The following is an 11,277-nucleotide window of genomic DNA, read 5'->3' as shown; positions in this document are numbered from 1 at the left end:
CCAGCCGGGTGACCGGTAGCCGGCCGCGGTCAAGCCGCACCTCGGCATCCCGTGCCTGCCGCAGCTCCGTGAGAAAACGCACCCGCGGGATCTCGACCGCTCCCATGGACTTCGCGTGCGCGGTGACGAACTGCACGTCGACGAGCCGGCCACCGGCCGGCGCGAACCGCGCGTCGAAGTCGACGAGCGCGGCCTTGGACGCGTCGGTGCGCACGTGGAACATGGACTCGGCCATGAAGGCGGCGCCGACGAGCACGCCGAACATCCCGCCGATGAGCTCGTCGTCCTGCCACACCTCGACGCTGTGCGCCCAGCCGAGCCGGTGCAGCTCCTGGTAGGCGCCGGCGAGCTCGGTGGTGATCCAGGTACGCCGGGTGCCCTGGCCGCAGTTGTGCACGACGTCGACGAACGCGTGGTCGAGGGTGGTCGTCCAGTCGCACGCGCGCATCCGCTTGAACAGCGAGTCGGCCACGCGCACCCCGCCGACGGGCAGTACACCGCGCGGATCCGGGCTCCACCAGGCGAGATCGGCCCGTCCCCGGGTATCCCGCGACAGTTCCTGGACGTCGGGGGACAGTTCCTGGGCGTCGCGGGACAAGATGGGCGGCCGGCCGCCGGCCGCCGCCGGGTCACCGGGCCCCAGGGCATTCGCCACCGCGACCGGACCGCCGGCCGGCTCGTCGGGCGGCTCGTCGGGCGGCCAGGGAAAGACGCCCCGTCGGTAGGCCCCGACCAGGGTCGCCGGGGAGAGATCACCACCGAAGGCGAACGGAGCGTCACCGGGATCGGCCGGACCGACCTCCGCCACGGAGTCCCACACCGACCGGCCAGGATGCCGGGGCGGGCCGGTCAGGTCCGCGCCGCCCCCGCCCGGGTCCATGCCGCCCGGGTCCATACCGCCCGGGTCCATGCCGCCTGAGCCTGTGCCGCCCGCGTCCATGGTGGTCAGGTCCACGGGTGACCGGCGCGGGCGGGCTCGGCCCCGTCGGCCATCAGGTCAGCCGCTGTCACCCGCTCTAATCGGGACGGCGGGTATCCGCCCTCCCCGGAGGAGGAATACGCGCGGCGATTGTTGCGGTGCCACAGCAGCGGGGTCAGCTTGTCGGCGGGCTGGGGTGCGCCCAGGTAGAAGCCCTGGGCGAAGTCGCAGCCGTAGTCGGCCAGCCGGCCCATGGCCGTCTCGGTCTCAACCCCCTCGGCCACGATCCGTAGGGCCAGGGAGTGCGCCAGCCCCACCGTGGACTGCACGATGGCCGCCGAGAGCGGGTCGGAGTCGAGGTGGATGACGAACGACTTGTCCAGCTTGAGCACGTCCACCGGCAGTTCCCGCAGGTAGGCCAGGGACGAGTAGCCGGTGCCGTAGTCGTCGACGGCGATGCGGACCCCCATCTCCCGCAGGCTGCCGAGCACGGCCGCGGTCCGGATCCGGTCGAGCATCAGAGCGGTCTCGGTGATCTCCAGTTCGAGTGCCCTCGGCGGCACCCCCTTCGCCGTGAGGAGGTCCCTGACCTCGGCCGGGAATCCCTTGTCGAGCAGGTTGGGCGCGGAGAGGTTGACCGCGACACCGATCTTCAGGCCGGCGTCCCACCACTGGCGGCACTGGTCGAGGGCCAGCCCGAGCACCTCGAGGGTCAGCGTGCGCATCAGCCCGGTGTGCTCGGCCATGGGCAGGAACTCGTTGGGCTGGAGCAGCCCCCTGGTGGGATGCTCCCAGCGCACCAGGGCCTCCACCGCGTGGCAGATGCCCGTGCGCAGGTCGACCTTCATCTGGTAGTGCAGGCGCAGCTGGTCCTGGCCGAGCCCGGCCCGCAGGGTCTCGATGACGTCGAGGCGGTCGAGGATGTGCAGGTCGGCGCCGGGCCGGTAGTGCTCGATCCGGGTACGGGCCGCCTTTGCGGCGTACATCGCGATGTCTGCCCGCTGCAGCAGGACGTTCCCGGCCACCGCGTGATCGGGATAGACCGCGACCCCGATGCTGGCGTCGACGTGGAAGCTCACCCCGTCGACGTCGAACGGGCCGTCGAGGGCGGCCAGCACCCGCTCGGCGACGGCCCGCGCCGCGGTGGCGTCGGCGTCCTGGAGGAGCACGGCGAACTCGTCGCCGCCGAGCCGGGCCAGCAGGTCCGTCGGGCGCAGCGCCGTCTCGATCCGGCGGCCGACGAGTTTGAGCAGGTCGTCGCCGACCTGGTGGCCGAGAGAGTCGTTGATCTCCTTGAAGCGGTCCAGGTCGAGCACGAGCAGCGCGAAGCGCGTGGCGCCGCAGTCGCGTGCCTCCTCCTCGCTGAGCAGCTCGAAGAACCCGCGGCGGTTGGCGAACCCCGTCAGCTCGTCCGTGCGCGCCTGCATCTTGCTGTCCACGAGCTGGCGGACCTCGGTGAACGTGATGCCGGCACGCACGATGGCGGACAGGATCGTCCCGGCGGCGAGCACGACGGTCAGCGGCGGCAGCCTGATGAAGGCCCCGACCACCAGCAGCGTGAGCGCGCTGACGGCGAAGAAGAACGGGATGAACAGCATCTCCCAGCCGGCGACCCGGTCGGACATCTCCCGTGGGGCCCGTTGCCACGCGGCGCAGGCCGGCAGGACGAGCGCGAGCGCCCAGAGCGCCTCGACCGGGCCGCCCGGAGTGTAGGTGCCGCCCGCCATCGCGCCGGTGACGATCGTGTCGGCGACCGCGAAGCCGGCGAGGGAGATCCCCAGCAGCCACCAGGCCTTCTCGGGGCGCCAGCCCCGCAGCCCGAACGCACTGGCCACGAGCACGAGCAGCATCAGGTCGGCGAGCGGGTAGGCGATGTTCAGGCCGAGGACCGACAGCCCCGCCGGGTTGTCCACGCCGATGACGACGGCGGCGAGCCCGCTCGCCAGCGCGGCCACGCCGAGGCCGCCCACCAGCGCGTCCAGCCACAGGCTGGGGTGAAACCGGGTGACCCGCCCACGCAGCAGGAGGATCACGGAAATACAGGTGGTCGCGTAGAACACGAGCCAGCCGATGTCCGCCGGCGACGGCGACGGCGCGTCGGCATGGTTCATGATCTCGGTGAAGTAGATGCTGCCGGCGCCATAGGACAGCAGGCCGGTGCCGAGCACAGCCCAGGCGAGCCGCTCACCGCGGACCAGAATGGCACGCAACATACAAAAGCCACCGGCGGCGATGCTGAAGCTGTTGCCCAGCCACCTGTCGGCCTGGTTGACGATGGACGACACATCACGTAGGCCGACGAGCGTCGTGACGGCGAAAAACACGGCCGCCACCAGCAGCACGACCTGCCCCGCACCGATCAACCGCAGCCGACGAGCGGTGTGAACTGACATCGTCAAGCGGTCATCTCCCCATTATCGCGTCAGCGGGATACATTCTGGCATCACGACACCTATTCATCCTGAACCACCCACCCGGTAACCCCGGCCCGGGTCAGCGGCTCGAGGGCACCAGGGCCACCCGCGGTACCGGTGAGGGTCATTCCCGGGCTGCCGTCGCCCCGCCGGGATGCGGCTGGACGGCCCTGCCAGCTCCCATGACCCCGGTGGGCCAGGTGTGGCGTGACGACCACGCTCCCACCGCGCCCGGAACACCTGGATCACCAAAGGCGGGTTACTTCCGCGGGGAACGCTCCCGCACCGCTAGTTCAACACCGTCTCGCCACGACGGCACGCCGAAGCCTCCCGGCATCCAGCCAAAGACGTCAAGAGGTCGACGAAAAGTCGAGCAGGTAAACACACATCGTATAAGCGGACGCCAACGGGCCGCAATCGACATGAGCCCGTCACGCTCCGTACTGTCGAAGCGTGGCGGGCTCAAAGCGTGCGCACCGGAACACGGATATGTATCGCCCCGGCATCTGCACCTGCATCTGCATCTGTTTTTGCACCGTATACCGATCTCCGGCATTACCGAAAGAAGGCTCGATTCTTCGGTTGACTGCCGATAATCGATCAACTACGGATTTCGCGTCCGATCACTCCGACCGGCGGGCGGCCCGGTGCGGCATAAGGGCGTTCGGGGGAATGACGCCGAGCCGGCCCTCCTGGTAGTCGGCCACCGCCTGGCGCAGCTCCTCCTTGGTGTTCATCACGAACGGCCCGTACATCTCGACGTGCTCCCGGATCGGGCGCCCGCCGAGCAGCAGCACCTCCAGCCGGCCATCCGCCCCGGGCTGCCGGTCGTCGGCCGCGAGCGTCAGGTAGTCACCGGGGCCGAACACGGCGAGCTGCCCGGTGCGGACCGGCCGGCCCTCGCCGCCGGCCCGTCCCGAGCCGGCAAGGACGTAGGCCAGCGCGCTGAAACCCGGCTCCCAGGGGACCGTCAGCCGCGCGCCCGGGAACAGCGTCGCGTGCATCATCGTGATCGGCGTGTGGGTGGCACCCGGCCCATGGTGACCGGCCGGGTCACCGGCGAGACCGCCAGCGATGATCCGCAGCAGCGCGCCCGCGTCCGGCGACGCGAGCAGTGTGACCTGGTCGCCTTCGATGCTCTGGTAGCGCGGCGGGCTGAACTTGTCCCGCGCCGGCAGGTTGACCCACAGCTGGATGCCGTGGAAGAGGCCGCCGCTGACGACGAGCCGCTCGGGCGGGGTCTCGATGTGCAGGATGCCGGCGCCCGCGGTCATCCACTGGGTCGCCCCGTCCGTGATGACCCCGCCCCCACCGTTGGAGTCCTGGTGCTGGAACGTCCCATCGATCATGTACGTCACGGTCTCGAAGCCGCGGTGCGGATGCCACGGCGTGCCCTTGGGCTCACCGGGCGCGTAGTCGACCTCACCCATCTGGTCCATGTGGACGAAGGGGTCAAGATCGGCAAGGCTGACCCCGGCGAACGCGCGGCGGACGGGAAAGCCCTCGCCCTCACGGCCTGACGGCGCGGTCGTGACCGACCGGACGGGCCGCTCCAGCTGGCCGGGCAGAGGTACGGCCAGGCGCGGCAGGGTGGTTGTGTCGGCGGTAACGGCAGGCATGCTGTCCCTCCCAGATTCTCGTTGCTGTTGCAACTATCGGAGGATGACAACCCCGGATCGTCCGGATCCCTTCCCGGCGGCCATGGACGACCGCCGGATCCACGGGACCCTGGACGGCCACCGACCGGACCGTGGACGGCCGCGGACGGCCGTCCACTACGATCATGACCGTTACTGTCCACGGCTGTCCACGGCTGTCCATGGCCGCCCGCCCGGAGCCGGTCGGCCGCGCGTCCGGCCGACCGGTCCGTCACATACCCATCCGGCCGGTCACGCATCCGTCAGACCAGAGCCGGTCCTGGAGCAGGGCCGCCCGGGTCAGAGCGCCGTGGCGATCGTCTCCGCCACCTGCTCCCGCCGCCTGGCCAGGTCGGCCTCCTGCGCCCGCGCCCGGTCGAGGCCGTCGGCGATGTCGGCGTCCCGGCGCATCAGCGCGGCGAGATCGAGACCGGCCAGCTCGAGGACGCCCATCCGCTCGTAGGCGGTGCGGACTTTCTCCCCCCACAGGCCGATGTCCTTCACGCACGGCACTATCCGGCTGAACAGCAGCTTGCGGAAAGCCCGCATGTACTCGGAGGTCTCCACCGCGGCGAGACAGGCGTCCACGTCGAAGCCGAGGTTCTCCCAGACCTCGGCGCCACGCAGCCGGTCACGCATCAGCCAGCAGCTCTCGGCGACGAACTCCTCGCGTTCGTCGAGCTCCCGGCGGGACAGCTGCGCGTAGTAGTCGCGCAGCGCCAGCCGCCCGAACGCGATGTGCCGGGCCTCGTCCTGCATGATGTAGGAAAGGATCTGCTTGGGCAGCGCCGCCGTGGCGACGTCCCGCAGGACGCCGAAGGCGGCCAGCGCGAGACCCTCGATGAGCACCTGCATGCCCAGGTACGGCATGTCCCACCGGCTGTCACTCAGCGTCGTCGCCAGCAGGGAGCGCAGCTCGGGGTTGATCGGGTACAGGAGGCCGATCTTCTCCGTCAGGAAGCGGGAGTAGATCTCCGCGTGCCGCGTCTCGTCGATCGTCTGGGTCGCGGCGTAGAACTTCGCGTCCATGTCCGGGACGGACTCGACGATCCGGGCGCTACAGATCATCGCGCCCTGCTCGCCGTGCAGGAACTGGCTGAACTGCCAGGCCATCAGATGCTGGCGCAGCTCGCCGCGCTCCCGCCGGCCGAGCTTGTCCCACAGCGGGAGCCCGTAGATCGGGACCGTCCGGTCCGACAGCCCCAGGGGGTGGTGCGGATCCACCTCCTGTGACCAGTCGATCCTGGTCGTGGCGTCCCACTGCTTGTCCTTGCCCTGCTGGTAGAGGGCCAGCAGCCGGGCCCGGCCGTCGGCGTAGTCCCAGGAGAACCGGGCGTCGCCGGCCATGGGGATGCTCCAGGTGCGGTCGCCGGCCGACGCGTCGTAGCGGTCATGTGCGCTGATGGGCCGAACCTCCAGTCACCAGGCCCGGGCCGGCCGGCCGGCAGCGCGATCCCGGTCGTCCGTACCGCCGGCGGCCGCTCGCGCGGACCGGGGAGGCAGCCCCGACAGGACGCCACGACGAACCGGCCGCCCTCGGCCGGGCCTGTCGCATCCGCCCACATCGTCCATGCCCACATCGTCACGGTACCTGGTGAGTCACGCCACCCGCTGGACAGCCGCCGTGCCGCTGGACGGACAGCATGTCGTGGAACAGCCGCCGGACAGTTGTCCCATCGACCGCCGCGTCGATTGCCAGTCGAGCGCCACGTCGATTGCCGCACCGACCGCCGCATCGGCTGTCATGCCGAGGCCACGCCGGCGGGCTCACCACACACTGACATCGGGTGGTGACGCGGCCGGGCATCATCCCGTCCGCCCCCGCGGGCTCATCTCCTGGGGGGGGTGAAGATGCTCGACACGCCGCCGGTAAAGTTAATGGTTTGTGACAACTGGCCCCGAAAGCCGGCTGGACCGCTACCGTCGGGGCCGTGGACCGCATCTGCAGTCGACCGGATTTCCTGCGACAAGAACGCCTGCGAGCGGCGGGACGGCTCCGGAGCCGTCAACGTCCCCGTGACAGCCATCGCCACCGCCGGGTGGCGGTCCGGCCGCCGGGGCGCCCGGCCTGGCGCCGCTGACACCGGACGGTCCGCCCCTTCGCGGGCCGGTACAGCGGCCCGGAGCGCCCACCGGCTCGACGGCCCGCCGTACGCGATGTCGCGGAAGCCGCACGCGATGTCGTCGCAAGGGCGCGGGTGCCGACGTCCGTGCGCGAAAACGGCCCATCGATGAGTGACAAATCACATTTTCGTCATGTTCGGGAGATGATCGCCGAAGCCGCGCGAGCGCTCGGCGGCGAGTTTCCCGGCCAGGACACGGTGACGATCATCGGTTCGCCGCAGGCCCTGCCAGCACGGCTGCCGGTCAGCGCGCTCGCCCAGGCGAGCGTGGCCGTCGTCGGGCTCGCGGCCGGCGAACTCAACGCCATACCCGCGGAGGCAGCCATACCCGCGGGAGCGGGCCCACGCGGCGGGGAGCCGCTGACGATCGACAGCGGCGCGGTGGCCGCGGCCTTCACCAGCGAACGGCATCTGCGCCTCGACGGCCGGCCGCAGATCGGCATGGATCCGCTGTCGGCCTTCCTGCCCACGGCGGACGGCTGGGTGCGGCTGCACGGCAACTACCCGCACCATCGGGCCCGGCTGCGGGCGGCGCTCGGGATCGCCGACACCGCGACCGATCCGACAGCCGCGGTCAGGGCGGCCGTGGCCACGCTGCCCGCGACCGAGGTCGAGGACAGGGTGGTGGCGCACGGCGGCGTGGCCGCGGCCGTACGGGACACCGCCGGGTGGCGAGAGCACCCGCAGGGCCGTGCCCTCGCCGGGCTGCCCCTGGCCGGTATGCACCGCCTGGGCGACGGGCACCCGCCCGGCGCGGGGCATCGCCCGGCCCGCGAGCGCGGCCGGCCCGCCGCCGGGATCCGCGTCCTCGACCTGACCAGGGTCATCGCCGGCCCGATCGGCACCAGGACCCTCGCCTTCCTCGGCGCCGACGTCCTGCGGGTCGACAGCCCGCGGCTGCCCGAGATCCCGGCCCAGCACCTCGACACCGGCCCGGGCAAGCGATCGGCCTTTCTCGACCTCGGACGCCCGGCCGACCGACGGACGTTCGAGGAGCTGCTGGCGTCCGCGGACGTCGTCGTGAGCGGGTACCGCCCCGGGGCACTGGACCGCTTCGGGCTGTCGCCGCGGGCGCTGCACGAGCGGCGTCCCGGCATCGTGGTGGTGACGCTGAGCGCATGGGGACCGGCCGGGCCGTGGGCCGGCCGGCGCGGGTTCGACAGCATCGTCCAGGCTGCCACGGGCATAGCCACGACAGAAGCCGGCGACGATCCGGGCAGCGGCCGGCCAGAGGGCCGCTCGGAGGGCCGGTCAGGAGATCGGTCAGGAGATCGGTCAGAAGGCCGGTCAGAAGGCCGGCCAGGGGTGCTGCCCGCCCAGGCGCTCGACCACGCCACCGGCTACCTGACGGCGGCGGCCGTCCTGCGCGCTCTCACACTGCGCCACCGGGAGCCCGGTTCCTGGCATGCTCAGCTGTCACTCGCCCAGACCGCCACCTGGCTGCTCGCCCAGCGCGCGAGGGCTGATGGGAAGACCGGTGAAACCGGTGGAGCCGTCACCGGCGGTGCCACGGCCGGTGGCGCGGCCGTGGCGAGCGCCTCCGGGAACGCCCCGGCGGTCGACGTGGCGCCGTGGCTGGACACGGTTGACAGCCACGGCGGGCGGCTGACCTACGTGCTTCCGCCCCTACGGGTGGCCGGCGGCCCGCGCACCTGGTCCCATCCGCCGCTCCCGCTCGGCGCCTCGTCCCCGGCCTGGCTGTGATCAGGCTGCCTGCGATCAGGCTGCCTGTGATCACGATGTGGCGACCGGCGACCGGCGACCGGCGACGGACGGGCCCGCGCGTGACGTTCCGGCCCGGAGACCCTATGGTCAACCAGATATGGATCGCCTCGTCTGGATCGACTGTGAGATGACCGGGCTCGACGCCGCCTCGGATCTCCTGCTGGAGGTCGCCTGCCTGGTCACCGACAGCGAACTGCATGTTCTTGGCGACGGCGTGGACGTGGTCGTGTCCGCGCCGGAGAGCGCGCTGGCCGGGATGGATGCCGTCGTCCAGCAGATGCACGCCGCCTCGGGACTGACCGAAGCCGTACGGGCATCGACGCTGACCGTTGCCGACGCCGAACGGCAGGTGCTCGACTACATCCGCGATCAGGTCCCGGACGCGGGCAAGGCCCCGCTGTGCGGCAACTCGATCGCTACCGATCGCAACTTCCTCGCCCGGTACATGCCGGCGCTCGACAGCTACCTGCACTACCGGATGGTCGACGTGTCGACCGTGAAGGAACTCGCCCGGCGCTGGTACCCGCGGGCCTACTACGCGGCACCGGCCAAGCGCGGTGGGCACCGCGCCCTGGCCGACATCCAGGAGAGCATCGACGAGCTGCGCTACTACCGACAAGTGATCTTCGTGCCGCAGCCGGGACCCACCAGCGAGTTCGCCCGGGCGGCGGCCCAGGAGATCACCCAAACGGCAGGCCGGGAGACCGGCGCGGGCGACGACGCGGGCAGCCTGCCATCCGCACCGACGGGCGCCGCCTCGGCGGAGACCGCTCCCGCAGCGACCGCTCCCGCAGCGACCACTCCCACGAGCCGCGCCCCGGCGGATGCCGCGCGGACCCCACCGGCGGCCGTCTGAACGGCCGGGGCGGCCGTCCGGGCACGGTCACCATCCACCGGGGCAAGGTCACCGTCCGCCGAGCGCGGCCGCCATCGGGAAGTGGTCACCGTCCGGGCACGAGCCCGGCCCGCCGGTGGCACCGCAAAGCGTTTCGCCAGAAGGACAATCGACCGGTACTATGGGCCGGGCCTGAACAGTTGGCCGGCCAGTCATGGGTGTACGCCCCAGCGGGTGCGCAACCGCTGACGGCCAGCGGTTCGGTTTTGATGTGTGGTTCTTCAGCACGTGGTGGGTGTAGCTCAGCTGGTAGAGCACCGGGTTGTGGTCCCGGGTGTCGCGGGTTCAAGTCCCGTCACTCACCCTCGGTTGGATCCTGTTCGGTGGCCTTCGGCCACCTTTCCAGGCTCCCGCGTCATGCCGGCCCAGGGGGAACCCCCTGGGACCCCCATGTCAGGGGGATTCCGTCCCCCCTGCACCCCCTGGCGGCTGGTCGAATGCCTGCCTGGTACTGAAATATCGATCATTGTGTCTGGTTATGGCGCTGGGATGGCGATCTCGGAGGGTGACCCCGGGGCCGGCGGGCCGGCGACGATCGCCTGGAGCGTGTCGCCGGCGGCGAACCGGGCGATCTGGTCCCGGAGAAACGCGGCGGCGCGGGGCTTGAACGCGCTGGTGTTGCCGCCGAGATGCGGGGTCAGCAGCACACCGGGCGCGGACCACAACGGGTGATCATCGGGCAGCGGCTCCGGCTCGACGACGTCGAGGGCCGCCAGCAACCGCCCGTCGCACAGTTCGCGCAGCAGGGCGTCGGTGTCGACGACCGCTCCCCGGGCGACGTTGACCAGCAGCGCGCCGTCCGGCATCGCGGCGAGGAACCGGGCGTCGGCAAGGCCGCGGGTGCTCTCGTTGAGCAGGCAGGCCAGAACGACCACGTCCTGCTCCGGGAGCAGGGCCGGCAGCTCGGCGGCCGCGTGGACATGGCCGCGCCCGTCGTCCCGGGCCCGGCTCGCGACGCGGGTCAGCGACACCTCGAACGGCTCGAGCCGGGCGGCGATGGCCGTCCCGAGGCCGCCGGCGCCCACCACGAGCACCCTCCGGTCCGCCAGTGAGCGCAGGGTGCGCGGCTGCCAGCGCCCCCGTTCGGCCCCGGCCGCGTGGACCGCGGCCGGGATCCCCCGCAGCTGCGCCAGGGCGAGCCCCACGGCCAGTTCGGACGTGGAAGCGTCGTGCACCCCCGCCGCATTACACAACGTGACCCTCGGGGACACGTTGGCGATGGCATCCTCGTAACCCGCGGTAAGCGTCTGCACGACCCGGAGCCGGGGCAGGCCGTTGACCAGGGACCAGTCCGCCTGCTTCATGTACGGGGGGACGAGGAACTCGGCGTCCAGCACGCCCGCCCGCCGCGGGTCGGAGCCGGCGTCCCACACCACGGCCCGCACGGCCGGGACCGGGCCGACCAGGTCGATCCAGCGCCTGTCCGGAAGGCTGACCACGACCGTGCCCGCTTCGGTTCCTGCCATGGACGAAGGCTAACCGGCCCGAAATATCACGATCACTCTCCCTGCGCCCTGGACGCCGGCCGCCCGGGAGCCTGGTCACCCGAGGCCGGGTCACCCGA

General features: G+C 71.6%; 7 protein-coding genes and 1 tRNA gene. 3 read left to right on the top strand and 5 right to left on the bottom strand.

All coding sequences use genetic code 11. The annotated features are described in order from the left end of the window. From aat to AC5LSR_RS04275, 4 genes are all read right to left on the bottom strand, one after another. Positions 1–955 (bottom strand): leucyl/phenylalanyl-tRNA--protein transferase (gene aat, locus AC5LSR_RS04290; RefSeq protein ID WP_493468171.1); only part of this gene is annotated, 955 nt, incomplete at its 3' end. Continuing rightward, positions 946–3,312, bottom strand: coding sequence for a putative bifunctional diguanylate cyclase/phosphodiesterase (locus AC5LSR_RS04285; protein ID WP_250284888.1), 2,367 nt, complete (start codon positions 3,310–3,312; stop codon positions 946–948). The genes aat and AC5LSR_RS04285, both read right to left, overlap by 10 nt. Positions 3,313–3,956: 644 nt before the next feature. Beyond that, the gene (locus AC5LSR_RS04280) at positions 3,957–4,952 is read right to left on the bottom strand and encodes a pirin family protein (protein WP_250284878.1); all 996 of its coding nucleotides are present in this window, start codon (positions 4,950–4,952) and stop codon (positions 3,957–3,959) included. A gap of 318 nt (positions 4,953–5,270) precedes the next feature. Next, positions 5,271–6,317, bottom strand: coding sequence for a ferritin-like domain-containing protein (locus tag AC5LSR_RS04275; RefSeq protein ID WP_250284877.1), 1,047 nt, complete (start codon positions 6,315–6,317; stop codon positions 5,271–5,273). Between the two features lie 884 nt (positions 6,318–7,201). Here AC5LSR_RS04275 and AC5LSR_RS04270 point away from each other — a divergent pair. The 3 genes from AC5LSR_RS04270 to AC5LSR_RS04260 all read left to right on the top strand — a co-directional run bounded on the left by AC5LSR_RS04270 (position 7,202) and on the right by AC5LSR_RS04260 (position 10,017). Continuing rightward, positions 7,202–8,797, top strand: a complete 1,596-nt coding sequence (locus AC5LSR_RS04270; protein ID WP_493468170.1) for a CoA transferase — start codon at positions 7,202–7,204, stop codon at positions 8,795–8,797. 118 nt (positions 8,798–8,915) lie between these two features. Further along, positions 8,916–9,674, top strand: coding sequence for an oligoribonuclease (orn, locus tag AC5LSR_RS04265; RefSeq protein WP_250284873.1), 759 nt, complete (start codon positions 8,916–8,918; stop codon positions 9,672–9,674). A 270-nt stretch (positions 9,675–9,944) separates the two neighbouring features. After that, positions 9,945–10,017 (top strand) — tRNA-His (locus AC5LSR_RS04260). 172 nt (positions 10,018–10,189) lie between these two features. Here the strand turns inward: AC5LSR_RS04260 and AC5LSR_RS04255 are convergent. Then, positions 10,190–11,179, bottom strand: coding sequence for a 2-hydroxyacid dehydrogenase (locus AC5LSR_RS04255; protein WP_493468169.1), 990 nt, complete (start codon positions 11,177–11,179; stop codon positions 10,190–10,192). Between the last annotated feature and the right edge of the window lie 98 nt (positions 11,180–11,277).

It is taken from the genome of Protofrankia sp. CiP1_Cm_nod4 (genome assembly GCF_982290645.1).
This window is presented reverse-complemented; position numbering and strand designations above follow the sequence as displayed.

Excerpts from the sequence above, each read along its gene's own strand:
- AC5LSR_RS04285 (WP_250284888.1), bottom strand. The coding sequence starts at position 3,312 with ATGTCAGTTCACACCGCTCGTCGGCTGCGGTTGATCGGTGCGGGGCAG.
- AC5LSR_RS04280 (WP_250284878.1), bottom strand. The coding sequence starts at position 4,952 with ATGCCTGCCGTTACCGCCGACACAACCACCCTGCCGCGCCTGGCCGTA.
- AC5LSR_RS04275 (WP_250284877.1), bottom strand. The coding sequence starts at position 6,317 with ATGGCCGGCGACGCCCGGTTCTCCTGGGACTACGCCGACGGCCGGGCC.
- AC5LSR_RS04270 (WP_493468170.1), top strand. The coding sequence starts at position 7,202 with ATGAGTGACAAATCACATTTTCGTCATGTTCGGGAGATGATCGCCGAA.
- orn (WP_250284873.1), top strand. The coding sequence starts at position 8,916 with ATGGATCGCCTCGTCTGGATCGACTGTGAGATGACCGGGCTCGACGCC.
- AC5LSR_RS04255 (WP_493468169.1), bottom strand. The coding sequence starts at position 11,179 with ATGGCAGGAACCGAAGCGGGCACGGTCGTGGTCAGCCTTCCGGACAGG.